Below are 26,895 nucleotides of genomic sequence, written 5' to 3' on the forward strand. Positions count from 1 at the left end.
CGGGGGTGTCGCCAAGTACACCTGGCGTTACGGGGCCTGCGCCCCATGTGGTCGAGCCGTCCGCTCCGTAGCTTCTTCGGCAGGGCACAGGGTGTGCCGGACGGGGAGTGATGACGATGGTGCGCGCGGGCTCGCGACTAACGCACGACAGGGGGCCGGCCGCCGAGGCGCTCCGGCTGGTCAAGGTCAGCAGGACCTATGGGGCGCGGGACAGTGCCGTGACCGCTCTGGACGGGGTCACCCTCGGGCTGGGGCGGGGCACGTTCACCGCGGTGATGGGGCCTTCGGGTTCCGGCAAGACCACGCTGTTGCACTGTGCGGCCGGTCTGGACCGGCCCGACAGCGGCATCGTGTGCGTGGACGGCACCGAGCTGACCGGGGGTGGTGAGGCCGAGTTGACGAAGTTCCGGCGTGGCCGGATCGGGTTCGTGTTCCAGCAGTACAACCTGCTGGAGACGCTCACCGTCGCGCAGAACACGGTGCTGCCGCTGAAGCTCGCCGGGCGGCGCGTCGACCGCGGCCGCGTCAGGGAGGTGCTGGCCTCGGTGGGCCTCGGCGACCGGCTCGGGCACCGCCCCGGCCAGCTGTCCGGCGGTCAGCGGCAGCGCGTGGCCATCGCCCGCGCGCTGGTGACCGAACCCCGGGTGATCTTCGCGGACGAGCCGACGGGCGCCCTGGACACCCGTAGCGCGCGTGAGGTTTTGCTGCTGCTGCAGCGGGCGGTGCGGGTGCACGGCCGGACCGTGGTGATGGTGACCCACGACCCGGTGGCCGCCTCCTACGCGGACTCGGTGCTGTTCCTGGCGGACGGCCGGCTGGCGGGCCGGATGGACGCGCCGACGGCGGACGCGGTGGCCGAACGCCTCGCGCACCTGGGCGACAGCGTCACGACGGGGGTGTGAGCGATGTTCCTGCTGGCCATGCGGTCGATCCGGCACCGTCCGGGGCGGTTCCTCGCGACGCTGCTGTCCGCGTTCCTGGGCGCGGCGATCATCATGACGTTCAACTCGATGCACGACACGGCGGCCCAGGACGGCGTGGACCCGACCAGTGCGGAGACCCTGTCCACCGCGGCGGGCGTCGTCGGCGGCTACGGCACCCTGCTGGTCTTCTTCGCCGTCGCCTCCGCGCTGACGGTCAACGTCCGACAGCGCACGGCCGAGTTGGAGCTGCTGCGCCGCTCGGGGGCGACTCCCGCGCAGCTCAAGCGGATGGTGGTCGGCGAGGCGGTGGTCGTGGCCCTGGTGGGCGCGGCGCTGGCGATCGGCCCGGCGGTGCTGGGCGGCCGGGCCCTGCTGGCGGTGTTCCAGGACAGCGGCCAGGTCGCCGGGTCCGTGGACCCCTCCTTCGGCCCGATCGCGCTCCTCACGGGCATCGACATCACACTGCTCGCGTCGGCGGGCGCCGCCTTCCTCGCCGTACGGCGCGCGACGCGCGGGCAGGAACGGCGGGGCGGGGCACGGAAGTTCCTCGCGTACGCCGCGCTGCTCGCCGGGGCCGCGTCGGCCTGCTCCACCTTCGTGTTCTCGGCCACGGACGCGGCCCTGATGGCACCGCCCGCCTACGGGGCGATCCTGCTGTCGGTGGGCTTCGCGCTGATGGCGCCGCGGCTGCTGGAGGCCGTGCTGGACCGGCTGCCGCTGAACGGCGCGAGCGGCTGGCTCGCCGTCCGCAACCTGCGGGAGCGGGCCGGGCATCTGGCCGGGATCCTGATGTCGCTGATCCTGTTCACGGCGGTCGCCACGGCCACGCTCACCATGCAGGCGGTGGAGAGCGACGCCATGGCCGCCTCGGGTCCGACGAAGTCGATCGACGCCAAGAACCTGGAGACGCTCAACTTCACGGTCGTCGGCATCATCGTGGTCTTCGTCTGCGTGATGCTCGTCAACTCGCTGTACGCGGCGACCAGTTACCGGGCACGGGAGTTCGGGCAACAGCGCCTGGCGGGCGCCACCCCGGCTCAGGTGCTTCGCACGGTGGGCGCCGAGACCCTGATCCTGACCGTCACCGGAGTCCTGTTCGGGATGGTGGCCGCACTGGCCGGGATCGTCCCGTTCACCGTGGTGCGCACGGACGGGGTGCTGCCGGGTGAGGCCTACGGGGTCGCGGTCGCGGTGATCGCGGTCGCGGCGTCGGTGACGCTGGGGACGGCCCTGGCCACGGCGCGGCGGATGCTGCGGACGCCGGCGGTGGGGGCGGTCGCGGTGGCGGGCTAGCACGACCGGTACGGCCTGGGCGGCTGCCGCGGCGGCTTCCGCTCCACGGAACCTCCGTGACATCATCGGTGAACAAGCGCTTAGAAACGCAGGCCCGCACCCCCCGACCGTAGCCACCGAGCTGGAGGCCCCCGTTGTTCACTTCCGTCGACGACGTCTCCGCGCGTCTGGCCGAGACCGGCTATCTCGCCTCGCCCGCCGTCGCCACGACCGTCTTCCTCGCCGACCGCCTCGGCAAGCCGCTCCTGGTGGAGGGCCCGGCCGGGGTCGGCAAGACGGAGCTCGCCAAGGCCGTGGCCGAGGTCGCGGAAGCACAGCTGGTACGGCTGCAGTGCTACGAGGGGGTCGACGAGTCCCGGGCGCTGTACGAGTGGAACCACGCCAAGCAGCTGCTGCGGATCAGCGCGGGCCGCGACGAGACGTGGGACGAGACGCGCACGGACATCTTCAGCGAGGAGTTCCTGCTCACCCGCCCGCTGCTCACGGCCATCCGGGGCGACGACCCCAAGGTGCTGCTGATCGACGAGACCGACAAGGCGGACGTCGAGGTGGAGGGCCTGCTCCTGGAGGTGCTCAGCGACTTCCAGGTCACCGTCCCGGAGCTGGGCACGATCACCGCGACGCGCCGCCCGTTCGTCGTCCTCACCTCCAACGCGAGCCGGGAGCTGTCCGAGGCGCTGCGCCGCCGCTGTCTGTTCCTGCACATCGGGTTCCCGGACGAGGAGTTGGAGCGGCGGATCGTACGGCTGAAGGTGCCGGGCCTCGACGAGACGCTGGCCCGCTCGGTCGTCCGGGTCGTGGGCGCGCTGCGGGCGATGGACCTGCGCAAGGTGCCGTCGATCGCCGAGACCATCGACTGGGCGCGCACCCTGCTCGCGCTCGGCGCCGACGCCCTGGACGAGACCGTCGTACGGGACACGCTCGGCGTCCTCCTCAAGCACCAGGACGACGTCCTCAAGGCCTCCGCCAAGCTCGACCTGGACGCCCTGTGACCACGCCGGCGGAGGCGGGGGTCGCCGAGCGCCTGACGTCGTTCGTCGCGGCCCTGCGTGCGCACGGCGTCCGGATCGGCACCGGCGAGACGGTGGACGCGGCACGGGCGGTCGAGGCGCTCGGCCTCGCGGACCGGGAGCTGCTGCGCGAGGGGCTGGCGGCGACGCTGTTGCACGGGCCCGGACAGCGGCCGGTGTTCGACCCGGTCTTCGACCTCTACTTCCCGCGCGGCGTCGGCGGCCCGGAGCAGCGGACAGCCGGTCGGGAGGATCTTCGCGACCGGCTGGCAAAGGCTTTGACCGCCGACGACCGGGCGATGCTGGCGCGGCTGGCGGTCGAGGCGGTCGACGGTTTCGGGGGGTACGGCTCCTCGCCGGGGTCGGACGGCTGGTCGTCGTACCAGACGCTCGAACGGCTGCGCCCGCAGACCCTGTTCGCCCGCGTCCGCGACAACGTCCGTGGGCAGGGCGGGAGTTCGGGGTTCACGGACCGGCTGCTGGAGGACGAGATCCGCCGGCGTATCGAGGCGTTCCGGGCGCTGGTGGCGGCGGAGGCGCGGCGGCGGGTGGCCGAGCGGCGGGGCCGGGACGAGATCGCCCGGCGGGCGGTGGCTCCGACCGCCGACCGGCTGGACTTCCTGTTCGCGGGGAAGGCCCAACTGGCCGAGCTGCGCCGGACCGTGTCACCGCTCGCCCGCAAGTTGGCGACCCGGCTGGCGGCCCGTCGCCGCCGTGCCTCCCGGGGCTCGATCGATCTGCGGCGGACGCTGCGCGGCTCGCTGTCGACGGGCGGGGTGCCGATGAAGCCGGTACTGCGCCGGCGCCGTCCGGTCCGGCCCGAACTGGTGCTGCTGTGCGATGTGTCGGGCTCGGTGTCCGGGTTCTCGGACTTCACGATGCTGCTGGTGCAGGCGCTGCACGACCACTTCAGCAAGGTGCGGGTGTTCGCGTTCGTCAACCGGATCGACGAGGTGACCGGACTCCTCGAACACGGCACCGCCGACCCGGAGGGGCTCGGCGCCCGCATCGAGGCGGAGGCCACGCTCACGGGCTATCACGGCAGCAGCGACTACGGCATGGCGCTGGGCGAGTTCGCCGAGCGCTACGGCGACGCGGTCGGCCCGCGCACGACCGTGTTCGTCCTCGGTGACGCCCGTACGAACATGAGCGACCCGAACCTGCCGGCCGTGCGGCAGATCGCCGAACAGGCGCGCCGGGTCTACTGGTTGAACCCCGAGCAGCGCTCCCGCTGGGGCACGGGCGACTCCGCCGCCCCCGACTACGCCGAGCTGGTCGAGATGCACGAGTGCCGCACGGCCCGGCAGCTCAGTGCGCTGGTGGCGCGGCTTCTGCCGGTGTGACGGGGTGACGGTGCGCCGCCGCCACTGCACAAGGGGAGGGCCGGACCCCGGCGAAAATCAGGGTTCGTCGCCGATGCCGGCACGAGGTGGATCTCCTACGCTCGGCGAGAGTGGAGGGGGGATCCCATGAAGGCAGTGATCCAGGATCGGTACGGCTCGGCGGACGTCCTGGAGTTCAGGGACGTCGACCGGCCGGTGCCGGCGGCCGACGAGGTGCTGGTGCGGGTGCACGCCGCGTCGGTCAACGCGTACGACTGGCACCTCATGCACGGCGACCCGGTGATCGGGCGCGCCATGATGGGGTTGCGCAGGCCCAAGGCGCCCGTGCGGGGGCGGGATTTCGCAGGCGTGGTGGAGTCGGTGGGCTCCGGGGTCACGGGGATCGGGCCCGGGGACGAGGTGTACGGCGAGGCCGACGGCGCGTTCGCCGAGTACGTGTGCGCCAAGGACGGCATGGTGGGCCCGAAGCCGGCCAACCTGACCTTCGAGCAGGCGGCCGCGATACCCCTGGCGGGGAACACCGCACTCATCGGCCTGCGGGACGTGGCCGGGGTGCGCGGCGGCCAGACGGTCCTGGTCAACGGCGCGTCGGGCGGCGTGGGCACGTTCGCCGTGCAACTCGGGAAGGCCTTCGGCGCCGAGGTCACGGCGGTGTGCAGCACACGGAACGTGGAGCTGGTCCGCTCCCTCGGCGCGGACCATGTCATCGACTACAGGCAGGAGGACTTCACCCGCGCCGGCCGACGGTACGACGTCGTGCTGGATCTGGTGGGCAACCACTCACTGGCCGGGTTCCGCCGCGCGCTCACCCCCACCGGCACGCTCGTGCTGTCCGGTGGCGGTGTGTACGAGGGCGGCAGCGTCGTCGGACCGATGGGACTCTTCTTCCGCAGGCGGCTGGCCGCGCCCTTCGCCCGCCAACGACTGCTCGAACTCCCGGCCCGGCAGAGCAGGGCGAACCTCGCGGTGCTGCGCGAACTCGCCGAGGCCGGGAAGATCGCCCCGGTCGTCGAGCGGACGTATCCCCTGAGCGAGGCGGCCGAGGCGATCCGGTACGTGGAGGTGGAGCACGCGCGCGCGAAGGTCGTCGTCACCGTGTGAGGTGCGGGCTCCGGCCCGCTCGGCACTACTCCTGCTTCGCGTACTCCCTCGCCGTCTGTCCCTGGAAGTCGTAGACCACTGCCTGCTCGTCGCCCACGACCCAGGCGTCGTGTCCGGGCGAGCAGACGAAGACGTCACCGGGGCCGACCTCTTGTTCACCGCCGTCGTCCATGCGGATGTGCATACGGCCTTGGGCGACGTAGCAGTTGTGGTGCATCTGGCAGCTCTCGGTGCCCGCGATCGGGCTCACGGACTCCGACCAGCGCCACCCCGGCTCGAAGGTCGCCACGGCGAAGTCGAGATCCGTCATGTGGACGGCTTCGAGGTGGCCGCGGGGAAAATCACGGCGCTCGTCCGGCTTGTCGATCGGCTTCACTTCCAACACCATGACGCGCTCCCTTCCCGGCCACGGGTTCACCGCGGCCTGGGCCGTCTCCCCGGCGGCCTGGGCATCGCCGTCGGCGGTCGGCCCCCTACCACTCCATCGTCCGCCCGTCCATCCGGGGCCGCCATTCGGGGAGCGCCCGCTCAGCCGGCGGTCCCGCAGAGCTCGGCGAAGCGCTCGGCGTCCACGTTCCCGCCGGAGACGATCACGCCGACCCTGCGGGGCAACGCGCCCGCCCTGCCGGTGAGCAGGGCTGCCAGCGGGGTGGCGCCGCTCGGCTCCACGACGATCTTCAGGCGTTCGAAGGCGAACCGCATCGCGTCCCGGATCTCGTCGTCACTGACCAGCGCGATCTCGTCGACGAGCCGCCGGTTGACGGAGAAGGTCAGCTCGCCGGGGGTGTGCAGGGCCTGGCCGTCGGCGATGGTGTGCGGCACCGGGATGCTGACGCGCCGGCCCGCCTCCAGGGACCGCTTGGTGTCGTCCCCGGCCTCCGGTTCGACGCCGATCACCCGGATGCCCGGATACAGCCCCTTGGCCACCGTGGAGGTCCCGGCGATGAGCCCGCCCCCGCCCACGGGTGCCAGCACCGCACCCAACTCCCCCACTTCTTCGAGGAGTTCGAGGGCGGCCGTGCCCTGTCCGGCCATGATGTGCGGGTGCTCGTAGGGCGGGATGACGGTGAGGCCCCGCTCCGCGGCGAGGGCCTCGGCGATGGCGACACGGTCGCCGGTGTAGCGGTCGTAGGTGACGATCTCGGCGCCGTAGCCATAGGTGGCGGCGCGCTTCGACGGCGGGGCGTCCTCCGGCATGACGATCACCGCGGTGGTGCCCAGTTCACGGGCGGCCAGGGCGACGGCCTGGGCGTGGTTCCCGGACGAGTAGGCGGCGATTCCGCGTGCGAGCTGTTCCGGGGTGAGGCGGGAGGCCGCGTTGTAGGCGCCGCGGAACTTGAAGGCGCCCACGCGCTGGAAGTTCTCGCACTTGAGGTGGACCTCGGCACCGACGAGGGCGTCGAGCGTGCGCGAGCGCAGCACCGGAGTGCGGTGGGCGACGCCCTTGAGCCGTGCGGCGGCGTCGCGGACGTCGTCGAGGGTGACCGGTGGGGTGGTGGTCGTCACGCGTGTCCTCCAGGGGGTGTCGTGTCGGTCGTGGCCTTGTCCTTCGCCGTTCCGGTACCGGCGCGCGCCTGGGAGAGGTAGCTGTAGGCGGACGCGCGGGAGATGCCGAGCCGCGCCGCGACCTGCTCGATCGCGCGGCGCACGGCGAACACTCCCCGGTCGTCCAGCCCGCGGAACAGCTCCAGGCGCTGGGCGCGGTCGAGGGCGGCCCAACTCCCGTTCTGCCGGAGTTGGTGGGCGTCGAGGATGGCGTCGACGACGGAGTCGATGTCGTTGCCGAAGGCGGTGACCGGTACGTCGGCACTGGCGCCGCTTCCGGGGACGGCGACGCCGGCGAGGGCGCCGAGCAGGGCGTGTGCGTCGTTCACGGCGGTGACGTCCAGGTTGACGCACAGGGCGCCGAACACGGTGCCCGTGGAGTCCCGCAGCACCATGGTGGACGCCTTGACCAGGCGGCCGTCGCGGGTTCGGGTGACGTAGTTCAGCTCGTCGCCGGCGTCGTCGCCGCGCGCGACGATCCGCATGCCGATCTCGCTCATCGCCCCGCCGGCGGTCCGGCCGGTCACCGTGCCGGCGACGGCGACCACGGAGTGGTCGGGGTGGCGGTAGTCGTGCAGGACCACCTCGCACATCGGGCCGAACGTGGCCGCGAGGCCGTCGACGACCGGTCTGAGGGCGGTGACGATCGCGTCCCGCTCGGCTTGCAGGGTGTGCTCGGCCGTCATCGCGTGCTCCCTCTCTCCGGACTACGCGCTTCCTAGACTACATGTCCAGATTCTGTACTGAGAGTCCAATGTCTTGGGAGTGCCGGTCGGGGTCAGGCTGCGGGTCGTCGGGGGCTGGTCGCGCAGTTCCCCGCGTCCCTCGGGTGGGCAGGGGTGCCGTGTCTGCAGCAGCGGGGCGGCGATCATCGCCTGGAACAGCGCGACCCGGATCTTGACGCGGCGCGTGATGTTACCGGTAACATCACGACCATGACAGTGACGTCGGCACCCCCGCACCCCCGGGTCTTCAGCCCCGTCGCAGTGGTCGCCTCCTGTGTGGGCTTCGTGCTGATGGGTGCCCTTCAGGCCCTGTACGGCCCGGCGATCCCGGCCCTCCGTGAGGAGTTCGGACTGTCGCCGTCGGCTGCCGGTCTCGGGCTGAGTGCGCACTTCGTCGGTGGGGTGGGCGGTGTACTGCTCTTCGACCGGCTCTACGGCCGGGTCCGCAACCGGCGCAACCTCGGTGCCTCGTATCTGCTGATGGCGGTCGGCGCGGCCGGCTTCGCGCTGGCGCCGAACTGGCCGACCGCGCTGGCCATGGCCCTGTTGGCCGGGCTCGGCTTCGGCGGGATCGACTACGGCCTCAACCAGCTGTTCGCCGTCGGTTTCGGGCAGCGCTCGACAGCCATGCTGAACATCCTCCATGCCCACTTCGGCATCGGCGCGATCCTCGGCCCGGCCCTGATCGGCGTCGTCGGTTCCGCCCACTACCCAGCGGTGTTCCTCGGTTTCGCGCTGGCCAACCTGCCGCTGCTGCTGTGTCTGCGCGGCGTGCGCGACCGGGCGCCGCAGCCGGCCGACGCGGCCGGTGAGTCCTACGACGGGCAGGTCCTCGCCCGCAGTCTCGGCTCCGTACTCGCCGTGTTCGTCGCCCTGTACGTACTGCACGTCGGTATCGAGGCCGGCGTCGGCGGCTGGGAGCCGACACATCTGGAGACCGTCGGCTACGGCGCCGGATTCGCGGCCGCGGCGACGTCCGTGTACTGGCTGATGATGACCGTCGGTCGCTTCCTGGTCGCCCCGATCGCGCTGCGTTTCTCGGCCCAGGCCATCATCACGGTCTCGTGCGCGGGCATGACGGTCTGTCTGCTGCTCGCCTCGGTCCCGGCGCTCGCCCCGTACGCGTACGCCGGTGTGGGTCTGTTCATCGCCCCGATCTTCCCGACCGGGCTGCCCTGGCTCAACCGGGCGGCCCCTCGGGCGCGCAGAGCGGGAGCGGTGGTCATCGCCGCGTCCATGGCCGGCGGCGTGGTGGCCGGTCCGGCACTGGGCAGGGCCATCGAGTGGTCCGGGATCCGCGCGGTCCCGCTTCTGTTGTCCGGGGTCTCGGCGCTGTGCCTGGCCGCCACCCTCTGGCTGATCCGCAGCACCCGCACGCGTTGAATCCGCCGCCCAGCCTCCTGGTGAAGGGAAGTTTCCGCATGTCCGCTCTGACGACGTCACCCGACGGTTTCCTGCTGCACGGCGAGCCGTTCCGGATCATCTCCGGTGCGATGCACTACTTCCGGATCCATCCCGACCAGTGGGCGGACCGGCTGCGCAAGGCCCGGCTGATGGGCCTCAACACGGTGGAGACGTACGTGCCGTGGAACCTGCACCAGCCCGACCCCGACGGCCCGCTCGTCCTCGACGGGTTCCTCGACCTGCCCCGCTATCTGAGCCTCGCGCGTGACGAGGGACTGCGTGTCCTGCTGCGCCCGGGCCCGTTCATCTGCGCCGAGTGGGACGACGGGGGTCTGCCCGCGTGGCTGATCTCGGACCACGACATCCGGCTGCGCACCAGCGACCCCCGCTTCACCGGAGCGGTCGACCGCTATCTCGACGCGCTGCTGCCGCCGCTGCTGCCGCACATGGCCGCGGCGGGCGGCCCGGTGATCGCCGTGCAGGTGGAGAACGAGTACGGGGCCTACGGCGACGACTCCGCCTACCTCAAGCACCTCGAACAGGCCTTCCGCTCCCGGGGCATCGAGGAGTTGCTCTTCACCTGCGACCAGGCCGACCCCGAGCACCTGGCGGCCGGTTCCCTGCCCGGTGTCCTGGCCACGGCGACCTTCGGCAGCCGGGTCGAGCAGAACCTGGCGGAGCTGCGCCGGCACCAGCCCGAGGGGCCCTTGATGTGCGCGGAGTTCTGGATCGGCTGGTTCGACCACTGGGGCGGCCCCCACCATGTGCGGGACGCCGCCGACGCCGCCGCCGACCTGGACCGGCTGCTGTCGAGCGGTGCCTCCGTCAACCTCTACATGTTCCACGGCGGCACCAACTTCGGCTTCACCAACGGCGCCAACCACAAGCACGCCTACGAGCCCACGGTCACGTCCTACGACTACGACGCCGCGCTCACGGAGTGCGGCGACCCCGGCCCCAAGTACCACGCCTTCCGCGAGGTCATCGCCCGGCACGCCCCGGTCCCCGACGAGCCCGCCCCCGCGCCGGCGCCCAAACTGCCGGTCACCCCGGTCGAGTTGGACCGTCGGGCCCCGCTCCTCCCCCACGCGCCCACCCTCGCCCAGCCGGTCCGCACCGAGGACCCGGCGACGATGAACGACCTGGACCTGCGATCCGGTTACGTCCTGTACCGCACGACCGTCGAGACGACGGGTGACGGCCTGCTGCACTTCGCGGGCGGTGTCGGCGACCGCGCCCAGGTCTTCGTCGACGGCGCCCCCGTGGGCGTACTGGAGCGCGAGCGCCACGACGAGACCCTGCCCGCCCGCATCCCGCGTGCCGGTGCCACGCTGGACGTCCTCGTCGAGAACATGGGCGGCGTCAACTACGGCCCCCGGATCGGCGCTCCCAAGGGCCTCCTCGGCCCCGTCACCTTCAACGGCGCCCCGTTGCACGGCTGGGACTGCCACCCGCTGCCCCTCGACACCCTGGACGCGGTGCCGTTCCAGCCGTCCGACGCGACCACGGCCGCCGGTCCCGCCTTCCACCAGGGCACCTTCGAGGTGGCCACCCCCGCGGACACCTTCCTCGCCCTGCCCGGCTGGACCAAGGGCCAGGCCTGGATCAACGGCTTCCACCTCGGCCGCTACTGGAACCGCGGCCCGCAGCACACGCTGTACGTCCCCGCGCCGATCCTCCGCCCCGGCACCAACCGGCTCGTCGTGCTGGAACTGCACGCCACCACCAGCACCCGCGCCCACCTCACCGACACCGCCGACCTCGGACCGGAGAACACCTGGTGACCCGCTCGCACCGCCTGCGCGTCCCCGCGCCCGCCGCACCCCCGCTGACGGGCCACCTCCCCTTCACCGACGCGCCGAACGCACCCGACCCCATCGGGGTGACCAGCCGCTGGCTCACCCGCGGCGGCCGCCCCTGGTTCCCGGTCTCCGGCGAGTTCCACTACTCCCGCTACCCGGCCGCGGAGTGGGAGGAGGAACTGCTGAAGATGAAGGCGGGCGGTGTGAGCGCCGTCGCCTCCTACGTCATCTGGATCCACCACGAGGAGATCGAGGGCCGCGTCCGCTTCGACGGCGACCGCGACCTACGCCGCTTCGCCCAGCTGTGCGCCCGCCACGGCCTGGACTTCGTCCCCCGCATCGGGCCGTGGTCCCACGCCGAGGTGCGGGGCGGCGGGCTGCCCGACTGGCTCCTGGCCCGCGACTGCACACCGCGCACCGACGACCCCGCCTACCTGGAGCTCGTACGCGGCTGGTTCGCGGCCGTCGCCGAGCAGCTGCGCGGTCTCGACCGCGCCCGGGGCGGCCCGGTCATCGCGATCCAGATCGAGAACGAGCTCTACGACCAGCCCGGCCATCTGCTGACGTTGAAGCGGACGGCCCGGGAGGCCGGACTGAGCGCGCCGCTGTGGACGTCGACCGCGTGGGGCGGCGTCCAGCTCCCGGGCGACGAACTGTTCCCGCTGTACGGCGGCTACCCCGAGGCGTTCTGGACCGAGGCCGACGCCGGCTGGCCCGACACCTGTCGCAAGCACTTCTTCTTCACCCATCAGCGCGACGACGAGGGCATCGGCGCCGACCTGCGCCCGACCACCGTCCGCGGCGGTGCCCCGGACGCCCTCGCGGACCGATTCCCCTGGGCCACCTGCGAGCTGGGCGGCGGCATGGCGGTGGCCTACCACCGGCGACCCCGCCTCGACGCCGCGGACATCGGCGCGCTCGGGCTCACCAAGATCGGCTGCGGCTCGGTGTGGCAGGGCTACTACATGTTCCACGGCGGTACGAATCCGCCCGGCGAGCTGTCCACGCTCCAGGAGTCCCACGCCACGGGCTACCCCAACGACCTGCCCGTCCTGACGTACGACTTCCAGGCCCCGCTCGGCGAGTACGGCCAGTACCGGCCCTCGTACGACGAACTCCGCCTCCAGCACCTGATGCTGGCGGACTTCGGGCATCTGATCGCGCCGATGGAGTCCGTGCTGCCGGAGGGGCGGCCGCAGGGTCAGCACGACCGGGACAGCCTGCGGTGGGCGGTGCGCACGGACGGTTCCTCGGGGTTCCTCTTCGTCAACAACCACCAGCCGCACGAGCCGCTGCCCAAGCGTCCGGACACCTCCTTCACGGTCGAGTTCCCGGGTGGGGGCGGCGAGTTGACCTTGCCGAGTTCCCCGGTGACGGTGCCCGCCGGGGCCTACTTCTGCTGGCCGCTGCGGCTCGACGTCGCCGGCGTGCGGCTGGAGTGGGCGACCGCTCAGCCGGTGTGCACGGTCGCCCTGGACGGCCGTACGGTCCTGGTGCTCGCCGCCACCGACGGCATCGCGCCCGAAGTCGCCCTGGACGCGGGCACGGTGCGGTCCGTCAGCGCGCCGTCCGGGGATGTCACCGACATCGACGGCCGGATCCTGCTGACGGGCCTGCGGCCCGGGACCGACGCGCTGGTCGAGGTGGAGACGGCGGACGGCGGACGGGTCGGCCTGCTGGTGCTGGACGCGGCGACGGCTCGTACCGTCTACCGGGGCGAGGCGTGGGGCGCCGAGCGGCTGGTGCTGTGCGCGGACGGCGTCGTGTTCGACGGCGGCGACGAGGTGCGGGTGCACGGCACGGCCGGGCAGTCGTCGTTCGCCGTACTGCCCGCGCCGGAGCGGGCGTTGGTGGTGGACGGGGAGACGTTGACCGGTGAGGCCGACGGGGCCTTCACCCGCTACGACATCGTGACCGACGCCGATGAGGCTCCGGCGGCACCGCCGCTCACCCTCCTCCGACCCGCCGGTCCGGCGCCCGAGCCCTCGACCGGGGTGCTGGAGCGGGCGAGCGTGCCCGCGGACAAGTACTTCGACACGGTGGCCGCCGAGTACCGCGTGGACGTACCGGAGGACCTCCCCGCCGGGGCCGTGCTGCGGCTGCGCTGGACCGGGGACGTCGGGCGGGCCTATGTGGGGGACGCGCTGGTCGCCGACCAGTTCTTCTCGGGACGGGCCTGGGACATCGGGCGGCTGCCGGCGGGAGCATCGCTGCGCGTGCGGGTGCTGCCGCTGCACGCGCGGGCCCGGGTCCATGTGCCGGACGGGGCGGGTGAGGCGGCGCGGACGGCCGCGGTGACGCGGGCCGAGTGGGTCGTCGGCCGTACCTGGGCGGTCCGGTCGGGATGAGGCGCCGGTCTCGGGGGTTCCCGCTCCGTGGCCCTGCCTATGCTGGGGTTCCGGGGCGGGACACCACCGCCGTGACGACGTCGAGGAATCAGCCACCATGACCCCAAGCGCCACCGACGGCTCCGCTCCGAGAGGGCGCAGCAGACGGAACTTCGCGGGCGCGCGTCCGGTGATGGACGACGTGGCCCGGCTGGCCGGGGTCTCCAAGCAGACCGTCTCCCGTGTCCTCAACGACCATCCGTCGGTGCGGGCCGAGACCCGGGAGACGGTGCTGACCGCCATGCGGACGCTGGGCTACCGGCCGAGCCGCAGTGCCCGGTCGCTGGCCAGCGGCAGAACCCGGATGGTCGGTGTGATCTCGTTCGACGCCGCCCGCTACGGGCCTGCCGCCATCCTGACCGCGATCAACACGGCGGCGCAGGAGGCCGGTTATCTGCTGAGCTCGATCGCGTTGGACACGGCCGAGCCGGACACGGTCGTGGAGGCGGTGAACCGGCTGTCCGCCGAGGGCGCGGACGGCGTGATCGCCATCGCCCCGCAGCTGTGGGTGGGCAAGGCGCTGGCGGACACCCGCCTCGACACCCCGCTGGTCGTCCTGGAGAACGGCCTCGACGCCGACACCCAGCAGGTCACCGGCGACTCCCGGACCGGTGCCCGCAAGGCCACCGAGCATCTGCTGGGGCTGGGCCACCGCACCGTGTGGCACATCGCCGGCCCGACCGGCTGGACCTCCGCCGACCACCGCCTGGGCGGCTGGCAGGCCACTCTGGAGGCGGCGGGCGTCGAGGTCCCGACCCCGCTGATCGGCGACTGGAGCGCCGACTCGGGCTACGACCTCGGCCGGGAGCTGGCCCGGCGCGCGGACGTCACGGCCGTGTTCGCCGCCAACGACCAGATGGCCCTCGGCGTGCTCCACGCGCTGCACGAGGCAGGCCGCCGCGTCCCCGACGAGGTGAGTGTCGTGGGGTACGACGACATCCCCGAGGCCGCGCACTTCCTCCCTCCGCTGACCACCGTCCGCACGGACTTCGCGGAGATCGGCACCCGTTCGCTGCGGCTGCTCCTGGACCGCCTCGACGGCGCCACCGAGCCGCCCGTGGTCGAGCCCCTGATCCCGGTCGACCTGGTGCTGCGCCGCAGCAGCGGCCCGGCGCCCGGGCGCTGACGCCCCGTCACCTGAAAGGCGAACCATCGGCGTCACCGCTTGTACGACACTCCCAGCTCGATGTGGTAGCGCTTGGTGACCCGGCCGCCGTACCGACGGTCGATCAGGTCGCCGATGGCCCCCAGCAGTCCGTCCCTGGCGGCGTCCGGAAGGGCTCGGTGGCCGGAGTAGGTCCGCAACAGCTCCAGGTACTGCGGTGGACGCGGCACACCTCCTCCACACGCCCTGGTCGACCACCCGGCGGCCAGTCCGTCCCGTCCGCCTCCGCACGCTCCCACGCCGCGTCCCGCAGCAGCCGCAGCCCGTTCAGGCCGACGAGGACCGTGGAGCCCTCGTGGCCCGCCACGCCCAGCGGCAGGGGCAGGGTGCCGGCGAGGTCCCAGACGACGAGGCCGGTGATGAACGCGCCGGCGATGACGAGGTTCTGCACGACCAGTTTCCGGGCGCGGCGGGAGAGGGCGACCGTGGTGGGGACGGCGGCGAGTTCGTCGCGGACGACCACCGCGTCGGCGGTCTCCAGGGCGAGGTCGGAGCCCGCCCGGCCCATGGCGACGCCGATGTGGGCGGCGGCCAGGGCGGGCGCGTCGTTGACGCCGTCCCCGACGACCATCACCTTGCGGCCCGCCGACTCCAGCTCCTGGACCGCGGCCAGCTTGTCCTGCGGCAGCAGCCCGGCGCGTACGTCCTCGATGCCGGCCTCGGCGGCCAGGTGGGCGGCGGCCCGCGGGTTGTCTCCGGTGAGCAGCGTCGGGGCGGTGCCGGTGAGAGTGGTGAGGGCGGCGACGGTGGCCGCGGCGTCGGGGCGCGGACGGTCCGCGATGCCGAGCAGTCCGACGGGGGTGCCCTCGACGACCACGACGACGGCGGTACGGCCGGACTCCTCGAGTTCCTCGGCGAGGGCCACGACCTCGCCGTCAGGGGCGTCGAGCAGGCGGGCCGGGGCGCCGACCTCGACCATGCGGCCGTCGACCACGGCCTTCACGCCGACACCGGGGGCGGAGCTGAAGTCCTGTGCGGTGGGCAGGTCGAGGCGCCGGTCCCGTGCGGCGTCCACCACCGCTCGGGCCAGCGGATGCTCACTGGCGTGCTCGGCGGCCGCGGCGAGCCTCAGCAACTCGTCCTCGCCGAGGCCGGAGCCGGGCAGCGGCCGTACGGCCACCACCCGTGGCGTGCCCTCGGTGAGGGTGCCGGTCTTGTCCAGGGCGACTGCGTCGACCTGGCCGAGGCGTTCCATCACCACGGCCGACTTCACCAGCACGCCGTGCCGGCCGGCGTCGGCGATGGCCGACAGCAGGGGCGGCATGGTGGCCAGGACGACCGCGCAGGGCGAGGCCACGATCATGAAGGTCATGGCGCGCAGCAGCGCCGCGGAGAACTCCTCGCCGAGGGCGAGCGGGACGCCGAAGACGGCGAGCGTGGCGGCCACCATGCCCAGCGAGTAGCGCTGTTCGACCTTCTCGATGAACAGCTGGGTGGGCGCCTTGGTCTCGGACGCCTCCTCCACCATCCGTACGATCCGGGCGATCACGGAGTCGGAGGCGTCTCGTTCGACCCGGACGCGCAGGGCCCCGGTGCCGTTCAGGGTGCCCGCGAAGACCTCGTCGCCCGGCTCCTTCGCGGCGGGGAGCGGTTCGCCGGTGATGCTCGCCTGGTCCACCTCACTGGCGCCGTCCAGCACCCGGCCGTCGGCGCCGACACGCTCGCCGGGCCGTACGAGGACGGTGTCGCCGATCGTCAACTCCTCGACGGGGACGGTCTGTTCGGTGCCGTCGGCGGCGATCCGGGTGGCCGTCGCGGGGGCCAGGTCGAGCAGGCCGCGTACGGAGTCGGCGGTGCGGGCGGTGGCGAGGGCCTCCAGGGCGCCCGAGGTCGCGAAGATGACGATCAGCAGGGCGCCGTCCATCACCTGGCCGATGGAGGCGGCGCCGAGTGCGGCGACGACCATGAGCAGGTCGACGTCGAGCGCCCTGTCCCGGAGCGCCTTGAGCCCTTCCCAGCCTGGTTCCCAGCCGCCCGTGGCGTAGGCCAGCGCGTACAGCGGGCCCCATGTCCACGCGGGTGCTCCGGCGAGTTGCAGGGGCAGCGCGAGCAGGAACAGCGCGGTGGCCGCGACGGCCCAGCGGACCTCCGGGAGCGTGAGCAGCCGGGTGCGCCGCCGGGGCGCGGCCGGGGCCCGCGTGGACGCGGCGGCGTCGGCCGACGGTGGGGTGAGCGTGGAAGTCATGCCTCCACGATAAAGGAAAGAATGAAGACTCATTCATGTCTTCATGTCAGGCGGTCGCTCGTACGGCTCCCCACTTCCGCGCCCGACGGGTACCGAGCGCCCTGCACACCAGGTAGATCGCGAACGAGATCGTCGTGACGTACGGGCTGATGGGGATGCTGCTGCCCAGGGCCAGCAGGATCCCGCCCTCGATGGACGCGACCGCGAACACCACGCTCAGCAGGGGCAGGAGCACCGGTGAGGCCGTGATCCGGGCCGCGGCCGCGGCCGGGGTGACGACGAGGGTGAGGACCAGCAGCGCGCCGACGATCTGCACGGACAGCGCGACCGCGAGACCCAGCACGATCATGAAGGCGAAGGACAGCGCGCGCACCGGCACGCCTCGCGCCTCGGCCACCTCCGGGTCGGCGCTGGCGAAGGCGAGCGGCCGCCACATGACCGCCAGTGCCACGAGCACCACGGCCGACGTGCCGAGCAGCCAGGACATCTGCGGGGTGTCGACGGCGACGATCTGCCCGGTGAGGATGCCGAACTTGTTCGCCGCCCGGCCCTTGTAGAGGGCGAGGAACAGCACGCCGAGGCCGAGGCCGAACGGCATGATGGTGCCGATCACCGAGTTGCGGTCCCGAGCGCGGGAGCCGAGCAGCCCGATCGTCCCGGCCGCGAGGATCGAGCCGACGATGGAGCCGGCCACGATGTTCACGCCCAGCAGCAGCGCGGCCGAGGCACCGGCGAACGACAGCTCGCTGATCCCGTGCACCGCGAACGGCAGGTCACGCATGATCACGAATACTCCGACGAGGCCGCCGACCAGGCCGAGGGCGGCGCCGGCGACGAGGGAGTTGCGGACCAGGGCGAGCAGTTCGCCGTAGTGGTCGAAGGTGAAGATCTGCTGCCAGATCCCGTCGGCGAGGGTCATGGCCGTACTCCGTGGGGCGGTTCGGGGTGGTGCGGCTCCTGCGCCGCCTCGTCGGGGACGGCGACGACCGTGACGCGGTCCCGGACCCGGACGACGTCGACCTGGGTGCCGTAGAGCTGCGACAGGGCCTCGGAGGTCAGCACTTCGTCGGGGGTGCCGACGCGGTAGCCGCCGCGGGCGAGGTACAGCACGCGGTCCACCAGTCCCAGCACCGGGTTGATCTCGTGGGTCACGAACACCACCGCGGTGCCGTGGGAGCGGCGCCGGGCGTCGACCAGTTCCGTGACGGCCCGTTGGTGGTGCAGGTCGAGGGAGAGCAGTGGTTCGTCGCAGAGCAGGATGCGCGGGTCGGTCACGAGGGCCTGGCCGATGCGTACGCGCTGTCGTTCGCCGCCGGAGAGCAGTCCGACGGGGACGTCCGCGTAGGCGGTGGCCCCGACCGAGGCGAGGACCTCGTCGACGCGACGGCGTACGGCGCCGGTGCGTGGCCGGGGGCCGAAGCGGTGCCCGTCGATGCCGAAGCGGACCAGGTCGCGGGCGCGCAGCATCGCCTGCGCGGACAGAGTGGCCTGCTGCGGGACGTAGCCGATGTGCCGGCTGCCCTTGTGGGGCGGGCGGCCGAGGACCGTCAACGTGCCCGTGGACAGCTGCCGTTGACCCAGCAGGGCCCGTACGAAGCTGGTCTTGCCCGCCCCGTTGGGGCCGAGCACGGCCAGGAACTCGCCCGGCCGCACATCGAGGTCGAGGCCTTGCCACAGCACGCGTTCGCCGTAGGACAGGGCCGCTCCGCGCAGGCTGATCAGCGCGGCGCCGTCGGCCCCGGTGGCCGGGCTCACTTGGCCAGCGCGCTCGCGAGCGCGTCGACGTTGGCGGTCATCCAGCCGAGGTAGTCCTTGCCGTGGGGCAGGGTCTCGGTCACGGGGACCACGGGGATCCCGGCGGCCTTGGCCGCCTGTTCGGCCTTCTCGGTCTGCGGGCCGGAGGTCTGCTCGTTGTAGACCAGCGCCTTGACCTTCTTGCCGGTGAACAGGGCCAGCGTCTGCTGGAGGGTCCGGGCGGAGACGTCGTCGCCCTCCTCGATGGCCTCGCTGAACTCCTCGGGCGTCGCGTTCTCCAGCCCCGCGGCCTGGAGCATGTACAGCGGCACGGGCTCGGTGATGGCCACCTGCTCGCCGCCGTGGTCGGCCTTGATCCGGGCTTCCTTCTGCTCCAGGGGCTTGAGCTTGTCCTCGAAGGCCTTGGCGTTCCGGGTGAAGGTGGCGGCGTCGGCCGGGTCGGCCTCGGCCAGGGCGGTGGCGATGCGGTCGGCGAGCCTGGCGACCGTGGGGAAGTCGTACCAGACGTGCTCGTTGAGCTCGCCGCCCGCCGGGGCGGTCTTCCCGGAGACCTTGACGGCGTTGATCACCTCGGCGGAGGAGTCGCCGCTCTTCAGCATGCGGTCGATGAAGTCGTCGTAGCCGCCGCCGTTCTCGATGACGACCTTGGCCTTGGAGAGCGCCAACTGGTTCCGCGTGTTGGCCTCGTAGGAGTGCGGGTCCTGGTCGGGGTCGCTGATGACGGAGGTGACCTGGACCTTGTCGCCGCCGATCCGCTCGGCCATGTCGCCGTAGACGTTCGTCGAGGCGACGACCGGGACGACGGACCCCACGGCGGGGCTCTGCGCGGCATCGCTGTCATCGCCTCCGGAGCCGGACGAACCGCCGCAGCCGGTGAGGAGGACGAGGCAGGTGCCGGCTATCAGCGGGGCGAGGAGTCGGGGCGAGGGCGCGGGCATGGGGTTCCTCCGGGCAGGGGAAAGGGAAGGGGCCGCCGGTCCGTTCGGGGCGGCGTCGCGCCCACGCTAGATGAAAACGGATGTCAAAAGCGTCTTTCGAGCCGTCCCCACGGGCAACCCTTACCGAGAACTCACCTTCGGCCAGGTCAGGGGGCGGGCACCTCGTCCAGCAGCTGGGGGCCGTTGTTGCGGACGCTGTTCACGGCCGGGGAGACCGGGCGAGCGTCCAGGTGGCCGTCGGCCGGCTGGGTGAGCAGGGCGCGCAGGTCGTCGGTGGAGCGGTGGTCGGGGTCGAGCCAGGCGTCGTAGTGCTCGGGGGTGAGGGCGAGCGGCATACGGGGGTGGATGCGGCCGGCCGCGTCGGTGGCCTCGGTGGTGATGATGGTGCAGGTCAGCAACCAGGCGGCGGGGTCGTCGGCGTCCTTGACCCCCGGATCGCGCCAGAACTCGTACAGCCCGGCCAGGGCCAGGACCCGCCCGTCCTCCGGGTGGATGAAGTACGGCTGCTTGCGGGCCTTGCCCGACGTGCGGTCCTTGACCTCGTCCCACTCGTAGAAGCCGTCGGCCGGCAGCAGGCAGCGGCGTTTGACGAAGGCCTGGCGGAAGGCGGGCTTCTCGTGCACGGTCTCCACCCGGGCGTTGATCAGACGTGCGCCGATCTTGGCGTCCTTCGCCCATGAGGGCACCAGCCCCCAGCGCAGCGGCCGCAACCGGCGCCTGGCCGGTTCGTCCTCGTCGGCGCCGCGCGGGGTGCGCTCCAGTACGGCCCACACCTCGTCGGTCGGCGCCACGTTCCAGCTCGGCGCCAGGGTCTCCTCCGGATGCCACTCGGCAACCTGGAACAGCTGGGCGAGGTCCTGGGGGCTGCGGGTGGAGGCGTAGCGGCCGCACATAGGGCCACTGTGCCACGGCGGGGTCCGCCGGTCCTCACAGGTTCTCCGTCACGTCGACGGCGAAGTCCGACGACGTCAGATGGGCGCCCAGGCCGATCGGCTGCATCCCGTCGGTGACCAGCGCGTTGTTGCGAACGCCGCGGCACGCTCTCCTGATCGCCCTCGCGCGTAGCATCCGCTCACGTCCGGTCTCTGTGGCGTGGAGGCGACGGGCCGACGGAGCGCGTGGCGGGAGGCACCCACTCGGGTCACGTGGGAGAAGGCGGTCCACGGGTACTCGGTGGCCGCACGGCGGTGAGCGGCACCGCCCCATTCCACGGAGGGACGTTCCCATGACTCAGCATGTCCGCGATGTCATGACGACCGACCCGATGACCGTCGAACCGCTGACCTCGGTGCAGACGGTGGCGCGCATGATGCGCGACGAGGACATCGGTGCCGTACTGGTCACCGAGGGCGAGCATCTGCGCGGTCTGGTCAGCGACCGTGACCTGGTGGTCCGTGCCATGGCCGAGGGCGGGGACCCGGACCGCACGACCGTCGCCGAGGCGTGCAGCGAGGACCTGGTCACGGTGAAGCCCGACGACGACCTGGGGCTCGCGGTGCGGGTGATGCGCGAGCACTCCGTTCGCCGGGTACCGGTCGTCGACCAGGGAGACCACGCGGTGGGCATCGTCTCCATCGGTGACCTGGCCATCGAACGCGACCCCGGCTCCGCGCTCGGCGACATCAGTGCCGCGCGCCCCAACAGGTGAGCCGCGGCAACCCGTCCGGAGAGGAGGGTGCGCCATGACGAACCCCGATCCCGAGCCGACCCGAGCCCCGGGTCTCGAACCTGGCGGCGGCGTACCACCTGGTGAGACCCCGCCCGCCGAGTCGGACAGCACGGCCGGTATCTCCTATCCGCAGAACGAGTTGCGCAGGGGCTGGGCAGCCGCGCCGCTCGCCCTGATCATGCTGGTCGTGGTGCTGGTGGCGGTCGGGCTGATCGCCATGGTGGTGGCTCTGTAGCGGCACCCGGGCAGACGAAACGCACCGCGCCCTTGGCCGTCAGGGGCGCGATGCGTGCTGGAGTACGAGCAGGGCGATGTCGTCGGTGCGCTGCCCGGTGGTGGCTGCCTTGCCCAGCAGGGTGTCGATGAACAGGTCCAGGTCCCGGTCGTCGGCGGCGGCGACGCGGTCGGCGATCTGGGCGATGGAGTCGTCGAGGTCGGTGCCCGGGCTTTCGACGAGGCCGTCGGTGTAGAGGACGAGCAGCGTCCCGGTGGTGAGCGGGATCTCGGTCACGGGGAACACGGCGTCGGGGTCGATGCCCAGCAGCGGGCCGGGCGGGACGGCGACGGGCCGGGCGGCCCCGTCGGGGAGGCGCAGAACGGGCGGGCGGGTGGCCGGCGCTGGCGAGGGTCGCGCGGCCGCGGGCGAAGTCGAGGTGGGCGTAGAGGCAGCTGGTGAACAGGTCGGGGCCGAGGTCGGTGAGGAGCCGGTTGGTGCGGTGCAGGACCTGGTCGGGGGGTGTGCCCAGGGTGGCGTGGGCGTGGACCCCGGTGCGCACCTGGCCCATGAGGGCGGCGGCCGCGACGTTGTGGCCCTGGACGTCGCCGATGACGGCCGCGGCGGCGGTGTCGCCGAGCCGGATCAGGTCGTAGAAGTCGCCGCCGATCTCCATGCCCCGGGTGGCGGGCAGATAGCGGGCGGCGACCCGCAGTCCGGCGATCGGGGGCAGACCGCGGGGCAGGAGTGCCTGCTGGAGGCCGTGGGCGAGGGCGTGTTTGGTGTCGTAGAGGCGGGCGCGGTCGAAGGCCTGGGCGATGAGTCCGGCGAGGGAGGTCATGACGGCGCGTTCCTCGGCGGGGAACGCGTGGGGGCTGTCGTAGGACAGGATGCAGACGCCCACGGGCCGGCCGGAGATGATCAGGGGCAGGAACGCCCAGGCCTGCTTTCCGCTGATCACCGGCGCCTCGGGGTAGCTGCGCCGCATCTCCTCCGGGTCGGCGAAGAACGCGGGGATGCCGCTGCCGAGGGCCTGACCGGCCGGGGTGAAGGTCGTGTCGAAGGGCAGTCCGTCGAGGCGTCTGATGGTGTCCGAGGGGTAACCGCGGTGGCCGGTGATCCGCAGCCGGCCGGCGTCGGCCGTGGACAGCACCAGGCCCTGGGCGCCGAAAGCGGGCATGATCTGGTCGGCGGATCGCCCGTACCGCTCACGCCGCCCATACCAGGACGCTACGCCCCCGCAGAGGGCTTGGCACATCCCGGCGGCGCGGCCCGTCGGCCGGTCCGGGTTCACAGGTGGAGGTGCCGCTCCAGCCAGTCCGCGGCGGCCCGGCGGAACAGTCGCCGGTTCTCCGCGCGCAGGAAGTCGTGGCCCTCGTCGCGCAGGGTGAGCAGTTGGGCGTCGATGCCCCGCTCCCGGGCGGCGCGTACGAACTGCTGGGACTCCCCCGGCGGCACGTTGGTGTCGTGTTCGCCGTGGACGGCGAGCAGGGGGACGCGCAGCGCGTCGATGCGGCTCATCGGCGACAGGGCGTTCAGCAGCTCCCGGTCGCGTTCCGGGTGGCCGTACTTGTGCGCCGCCGATTCCGCGATCCAGGGCTCCGTACCGGCGAAGAAGGTGAGGAAGTCCGACATGCCGCAGACGGCGACCGCGGTGCGGAACAGCTCCGGGTGCCACACGACCGAGGCGAACGTCAGATAGCCGCCGTAGGAACGGCCCATCACCGCCAGCCGCGTGGGGTCGGCCGGGCCCGCCATGACGGCGTGGCCCGCGCAGTCGGCGACGTCGTCGAACGCCGCGAAGCGACCGGAGCCCAGGTCGGCGTCGACGAAGGAACGGCCGTGCCCGAGGGAGCCCCGCACGTCGGGGGCGAAGACGTCCAGGCCACGGCCGACCAGCTCGTGGTAGAGCGGGTGGAACACCGGGCGTTCCTGTTCCTCGGGTCCGCCGTGCAGGTGGATCACACAGGGGGCCGGTTCGTCGTAGCCGCGGCCGGGCGCCCTGTAGTACCAGCCGCTCAGGGGCAGCCCGTCCCTCGCCGTCAGCCGCAGCGGGACGGGGCGAACCGGCGGGCGGCCGGGCGGGACGGCGTCCTCGTCCCGGGAGGACCAGGGGGTGCGGAGCATGGACACGCCTTCGCGGGCCCACCAGATACCGGGGCGGCGTTGCGATCCGGACAGGGCGAGCATCAGGCGTCCGGTGCCGGCGGCGGTGATGCGGGTGACGACCTCGTGGGGCAGCGGGACGGGCCGGGCGGGGCCGGTGCGGTCGGGGGCTCGCCGGGTCGGAAAGGTCTCCAGGAGTTCCAGCTCGCTCGCTCCCTGGACGTTCCAGGACAGGGCGGCGGTGCGGCCGTCGTGGGCGAGGGCGAGGAGTTCGAGGTCGCTGCCCTGTCGTTCCGCGACGACCGACACGGCGCGTGCCTCGCCGTCGCCGTCCAGGCCGACCGCGAAGAGCGCCGCGTACTCCCGGGCGTTGTTGCTGCGCAGCCACAGGGTCCGCCCGTCCGGGGAGAACCGGCCGATCCACGGGTCGCCGTCGGCGACCGGCAGGGTGAAGGTGTTCTCCGCGTCGGCGATGCGCCTGACGACCGCCTCGCGTCGGCCGCGCGGGCCCCGGCGCAGCAGCGCGAGGCCGCCGTCGCGGCTGAGGTCGCACAGCCTCAGGGAGGCGGCGTGGGTCTCCGTGGTGAGCAGTACCGGGGAGGCCAGACCGGCGGGGTCGATCAGGTAGACCGACAGTCCTCCGTCGGGCCGGACCGCGGGTGCCGTGGGAGCCGCGACGTCGATGGCCGTGCCGACGGGCTCCCTGCCCGGTGCCGCGTCGTGGGCGGCCGGGCCGAGGAGCGTCGGATGACCGTCCCGGTCGGCCCAGTCGGCCGCGAAGCGGGTGCCGAGGGGGTGGCCGTCGGCGGGTTCGACGTCCGTGTCCGGCACGGCGTGCCCGGCGAGCACCTCGAACCGGGGGGCGGGCGGCGCCGCGAAGGTGACGGCGACGGCCGAGCTGTCGTGCGCCCAGCACCCGAGGTAGGCGGAGCTGGCCGGGTCGGAGCCGGCCAGGAGGCGCCGGCCGGAGCCGTCGGGCCGCACGCACAGCACGCGGGTGTGCTCGCCGCCGCCCGGCGCGGTGGTGTACGCGATCCAGCGGCCGTCCGGTGACCAGAGCACCTCCTTGACGGGGTCCGGCGAGGAGTCGAGGAGCCGTACGTCGTCACCGCCGACGGAGCCGGCCCACAGTTGCGGCACGCCGCCCCGGTCGCAGATGAAGGCCGTCTCGGTGCCGTCGGCGTTGGCCGAGGGATACCAGCAGCCGTGGGCGCGCAGCCGTGTCACGGCGTCGCGCGGGCCGCCCGCCTCGGGCAGCGGCACCGGTTCCGGGGCGGCCCGGGCAGTGTCGTGCAGGTCCCCCGGCCGGCTGTCCGGGGGCTGCGCGCGGTGCGGATCGAGGGCCCCGGGACGAGTGAGCACGTGCGCGGGGGCGGGTGCCGCCCAGGTCTGCCCGTCCTCGGTCACTTGATTCCGTGGGTCTGCAGCCATATCTCCAGCAAAGCAATCTGCCACAGGGCGTTGGCGCCGCGCCTGGTCCGGTGCTCGTCGGGTGCCGCGAGGAGTTCGGCGACGTACGACTCCTGGAACAGGCCGCGCCGTCTGGCCTCCGGTGCCTCGAGTGCCGTGCGCACGCGTTGCAGTACGGGGCCCGCCATGTGGCGGATCGCCGGGACCGGGAAGTAGCCCTTGGGCCGGTCGACGATCTCACGGGGCAGGAGCTTGCGGCCGGCCTCCTTCAGTACGCCCTTGCCGCCGTCGGCCAGCTTCAGTTCCGGCGGGCAGGCCGCCGCCAGCTCCACCAGTTCGTGGTCGAGGAAGGGCACCCGGGCCTCCAGGCCCCACGCCATGGTCATGTTGTCGACCCGTTTGACGGGGTCGTCGACGAGCATGACGTGGGTGTCGAGCCGAAGGGCGGCGTCCAGCGCGCTCTGCGCTCCGGGTACGGCCATGTGCCGGTCGACGAAGCGGCTCGAGACGTCCTCGCGGGGGATCATGTCCGGCCGCAGGACCCGGGAGAGGTCGGCGTGCGAGCGGTCGAAGTACGTCGCGGCGTAGCGCTCCGGTTCCTCCTCGCGGGAGACCTCGGCGAGCCGCGGGTACCAGTGGTAGCCGGCGAAGACCTCGTCGGCGCCCTGGCCGCACTGGACCACCTTCACCTCCTTGGACACCTGCTCGGACAGCAGGTAGAAGGCGACCACGTCGTGGCTGATCATCGGTTCGCTCATCGCGGCGACCGCCCCGTCCACGGCGGTCGACACCCGGTCGGAGGGCACCATCAGCTGCCGGTGGACGGTCCCGAACTCGCGGGCCACCAGGTCCGAGTACCGGAACTCGTCGCCCTTCTCCCCGCCCTCCGTCTCGAACCCGACGCTGAACGTCATCAGGTCACGCTGGCCCTCGTCGGCCAGCAGCGCGACGATCAGGCTGGAGTCGAGGCCGCCGGAGAGCAGGACCCCGACCTCCACGTCGGAGACCATCCTGCGGCGTACGGCGGTGCGCAGGGCGTCCAGTACGGCGTCCCGCCATTCGTCGGCGCCCATGTCGGCGCGGTCGGGCCGACGGGTGTAGGAGGGCTGCCAGTAGCAGTGGTCGCGGTGGGTGCCGTCCGGTTCGACGACCCGCACGGTGGCGGGCGGCAGCTTGCGTACGCCGTTGAGAACGGTGTGCGGCGCCGCGACCGTGGCGTGCCAGCTCAGGTACTGGTGGAGGGCCACCGGGTCGAGTGAGGTGTCGACGTCCCCGGCGGCGAGGAGTGCGGGGAGTGTCGAGGCGAACCGCAGACGGCCCGGTGTCCGCGCCAGGTACAGGGGCTTGATGCCGAGCCGGTCCCGGGCGAGGACGACGCGGCCGGTGCGGTGCTCGACGATCGCGAAGGCGAACATGCCGAGGAAGTGCTCCACACAGGCGGTGCCCCACTGCTGGTAGGCCTTGAGCACCACTTCGGTGTCGGAGGTCGACTCGAACCGGTACCCGAGGGCGCGCAGTTCCTCGCGCAGCTCCGGATGGTTGTACACGCAGCCGTTGAAGACGCCGGTGATCTCCGCGCGGGCGTCGGTCATGGGCTGGGCGCCGCGGTCCGAGAGGTCGATGATCTTCAGTCGCCGGTGGCCGAGCGCGACCGGGCCCTGTGCCCAGGTGCCCTGGCCGTCGGGTCCACGGTCGGCGAGCCGGTCGGTCATCCGGCCGACCGCCGCCCGGTCGGCTCGCCGACCGTCGAATCGGATCTCCCCAGTCAGACCGCACATGACGGCCCGCCTCCCTTCCACGCCTCTGCGTCGACGCATTGCCACGGGAGTGCCGGCCCGCGTCCGCCTGCCGGGATCGCGCGGATCCGGGCGGTGGTGCGGGACAGCACGAAGCCCCTTCCGGGTGCCCCGGTGATGTCCA

The 26,895-nt window shown here is 72.7% G+C and carries 23 protein-coding genes and 1 pseudogene; 11 read left to right on the forward strand and 13 right to left on the reverse strand.

Annotation, left to right across the window (positions count from 1 at the left end):
- The first annotated feature begins 110 nt into the window (after positions 1–110).
- From ACFZBP_RS13045 to ACFZBP_RS13065, 5 genes are all read left to right on the forward strand, one after another.
- Positions 111–902 carry an ATP-binding cassette domain-containing protein gene (locus tag ACFZBP_RS13045; RefSeq protein ID WP_391412597.1) on the forward strand — a complete coding sequence of 264 codons (792 nt, stop codon included), beginning with the start codon at positions 111–113 and terminating at the stop codon, positions 900–902.
- Between the two features lie 3 nt (positions 903–905).
- Entirely contained in the window at positions 906–2,216 is a 1,311-nt protein-coding gene (locus ACFZBP_RS13050) for an FtsX-like permease family protein (protein WP_391412600.1), read from the forward strand.
- Between the two features lie 134 nt (positions 2,217–2,350).
- Entirely contained in the window at positions 2,351–3,208 is an 858-nt protein-coding gene (locus ACFZBP_RS13055) for an AAA family ATPase (protein WP_383442616.1), read from the forward strand.
- Positions 3,205–4,569 carry a VWA domain-containing protein gene (locus ACFZBP_RS13060; RefSeq protein WP_391412603.1) on the forward strand — a complete coding sequence of 455 codons (1,365 nt, stop codon included), beginning with the start codon at positions 3,205–3,207 and terminating at the stop codon, positions 4,567–4,569. The genes ACFZBP_RS13055 and ACFZBP_RS13060 overlap by 4 nt, the downstream gene beginning before the upstream one ends.
- A 126-nt stretch (positions 4,570–4,695) precedes the next feature.
- Positions 4,696–5,670, forward strand: coding sequence for a zinc-binding dehydrogenase (locus tag ACFZBP_RS13065; RefSeq protein ID WP_391412605.1), 975 nt, complete (start codon positions 4,696–4,698; stop codon positions 5,668–5,670).
- 25 nt (positions 5,671–5,695) lie between these two features.
- On the opposite strand, the gene ACFZBP_RS13070 is transcribed toward ACFZBP_RS13065, so the two are convergent.
- The 3 genes from ACFZBP_RS13070 to ACFZBP_RS13080 form a co-directional block, all read right to left on the reverse strand.
- A complete protein-coding gene (locus tag ACFZBP_RS13070) occupies positions 5,696–6,055 on the reverse strand; it encodes a cupin domain-containing protein (protein WP_383444028.1) in 360 nt (119 codons plus the stop codon).
- Between the two features lie 143 nt (positions 6,056–6,198).
- A complete protein-coding gene (locus tag ACFZBP_RS13075; RefSeq protein WP_391412607.1) occupies positions 6,199–7,176 on the reverse strand; it encodes a pyridoxal-phosphate dependent enzyme in 978 nt (325 codons plus the stop codon).
- Complete coding sequence (locus ACFZBP_RS13080) at positions 7,173–7,901, reverse strand: PAS domain-containing protein (RefSeq protein ID WP_391412609.1); 729 nt, start codon at positions 7,899–7,901, stop codon at positions 7,173–7,175. Before ACFZBP_RS13080 ends, ACFZBP_RS13075 begins: the two co-directional genes overlap by 4 nt.
- A gap of 249 nt (positions 7,902–8,150) precedes the next feature.
- On the opposite strand from ACFZBP_RS13080, the gene ACFZBP_RS13085 reads away from it, so the two are divergent.
- The 4 genes from ACFZBP_RS13085 (at position 8,151) to ACFZBP_RS13100 (ending at position 14,659) form a co-directional block, all read left to right on the forward strand.
- The gene (locus ACFZBP_RS13085; RefSeq protein ID WP_391412611.1) at positions 8,151–9,323 is read left to right on the forward strand and encodes an MFS transporter; all 1,173 of its coding nucleotides are present in this window, start codon (positions 8,151–8,153) and stop codon (positions 9,321–9,323) included.
- A 38-nt stretch (positions 9,324–9,361) separates the two neighbouring features.
- A complete protein-coding gene (locus ACFZBP_RS13090) occupies positions 9,362–11,128 on the forward strand; it encodes a beta-galactosidase (protein WP_391412613.1) in 1,767 nt (588 codons plus the stop codon).
- Positions 11,125–13,494 (forward strand): beta-galactosidase, encoded by a 2,370-nt coding sequence (locus ACFZBP_RS13095; protein WP_391412615.1) that lies wholly within the window; start codon positions 11,125–11,127, stop codon positions 13,492–13,494. Before ACFZBP_RS13090 ends, ACFZBP_RS13095 begins: the two co-directional genes overlap by 4 nt.
- Positions 13,495–13,591: 97 nt before the next feature.
- The gene (locus tag ACFZBP_RS13100) at positions 13,592–14,659 is read left to right on the forward strand and encodes a substrate-binding domain-containing protein (protein ID WP_391412617.1); all 1,068 of its coding nucleotides are present in this window, start codon (positions 13,592–13,594) and stop codon (positions 14,657–14,659) included.
- Between the two features lie 103 nt (positions 14,660–14,762).
- Here ACFZBP_RS13100 and ACFZBP_RS13105 read toward each other — a convergent pair whose 3' ends face one another.
- From ACFZBP_RS13105 to ACFZBP_RS13130, 6 genes are all read right to left on the reverse strand, one after another.
- Entirely contained in the window at positions 14,763–16,883 is a 2,121-nt protein-coding gene (locus ACFZBP_RS13105; RefSeq protein WP_391412619.1) for a heavy metal translocating P-type ATPase, read from the reverse strand.
- A gap of 46 nt (positions 16,884–16,929) precedes the next feature.
- A complete protein-coding gene (locus ACFZBP_RS13110) occupies positions 16,930–17,802 on the reverse strand; it encodes a metal ABC transporter permease (RefSeq protein ID WP_391412621.1) in 873 nt (290 codons plus the stop codon).
- Positions 17,799–18,638: an ATP-binding cassette domain-containing protein gene (locus ACFZBP_RS13115; protein WP_391412623.1), complete on the reverse strand. Its 840-nt coding sequence runs from the start codon at positions 18,636–18,638 to the stop codon at positions 17,799–17,801. Before ACFZBP_RS13115 ends, ACFZBP_RS13110 begins: the two co-directional genes overlap by 4 nt.
- Positions 18,635–19,576 carry a metal ABC transporter solute-binding protein, Zn/Mn family gene (locus tag ACFZBP_RS13120; RefSeq protein ID WP_391412625.1) on the reverse strand — a complete coding sequence of 314 codons (942 nt, stop codon included), beginning with the start codon at positions 19,574–19,576 and terminating at the stop codon, positions 18,635–18,637. Before ACFZBP_RS13120 ends, ACFZBP_RS13115 begins: the two co-directional genes overlap by 4 nt.
- Positions 19,577–19,722: 146 nt before the next feature.
- Complete coding sequence (locus tag ACFZBP_RS13125; RefSeq protein ID WP_391412627.1) at positions 19,723–20,469, reverse strand: SOS response-associated peptidase family protein; 747 nt, start codon at positions 20,467–20,469, stop codon at positions 19,723–19,725.
- A 34-nt stretch (positions 20,470–20,503) separates the two neighbouring features.
- Positions 20,504–20,644, reverse strand: a complete 141-nt coding sequence (locus tag ACFZBP_RS13130) for a hypothetical protein (protein ID WP_391412629.1) — start codon at positions 20,642–20,644, stop codon at positions 20,504–20,506.
- Positions 20,645–20,801: 157 nt separating this feature from the next.
- Here ACFZBP_RS13130 and ACFZBP_RS13135 point away from each other — a divergent pair, with 157 nt between their 5' ends.
- Entirely contained in the window at positions 20,802–21,224 is a 423-nt protein-coding gene (locus ACFZBP_RS13135; RefSeq protein WP_383442564.1) for a CBS domain-containing protein, read from the forward strand.
- A gap of 34 nt (positions 21,225–21,258) precedes the next feature.
- Positions 21,259–21,480 carry a DUF6480 family protein gene (locus ACFZBP_RS13140; protein ID WP_391412632.1) on the forward strand — a complete coding sequence of 74 codons (222 nt, stop codon included), beginning with the start codon at positions 21,259–21,261 and terminating at the stop codon, positions 21,478–21,480.
- A gap of 39 nt (positions 21,481–21,519) precedes the next feature.
- On the opposite strand, the gene ACFZBP_RS13145 is transcribed toward ACFZBP_RS13140, so the two are convergent.
- The 4 genes and pseudogenes from ACFZBP_RS13145 to ACFZBP_RS13160 form a co-directional block, all read right to left on the reverse strand.
- Positions 21,520–21,840: a SpoIIE family protein phosphatase gene (locus ACFZBP_RS13145; RefSeq protein WP_391413030.1), complete on the reverse strand. Its 321-nt coding sequence runs from the start codon at positions 21,838–21,840 to the stop codon at positions 21,520–21,522.
- Positions 21,841–21,904: 64 nt separating this feature from the next.
- A pseudogene (locus ACFZBP_RS13150) lies at positions 21,905–22,717 on the reverse strand (PP2C family protein-serine/threonine phosphatase); the annotation flags it as partial.
- Between the two features lie 32 nt (positions 22,718–22,749).
- Positions 22,750–24,996, reverse strand: a complete 2,247-nt coding sequence (locus ACFZBP_RS13155) for a prolyl oligopeptidase family serine peptidase (RefSeq protein WP_391412635.1) — start codon at positions 24,994–24,996, stop codon at positions 22,750–22,752.
- Positions 24,969–26,753, reverse strand: coding sequence for an N-acetylglutaminylglutamine amidotransferase (locus tag ACFZBP_RS13160; RefSeq protein ID WP_391412637.1), 1,785 nt, complete (start codon positions 26,751–26,753; stop codon positions 24,969–24,971). Before ACFZBP_RS13160 ends, ACFZBP_RS13155 begins: the two co-directional genes overlap by 28 nt.
- Between the last annotated feature and the right edge of the window lie 142 nt (positions 26,754–26,895).

It is taken from the genome of Streptomyces sp. NPDC008086 (assembly GCF_042957325.1).
In the GTDB taxonomy this organism is placed as follows: domain Bacteria; phylum Actinomycetota; class Actinomycetes; order Streptomycetales; family Streptomycetaceae; genus Streptomyces.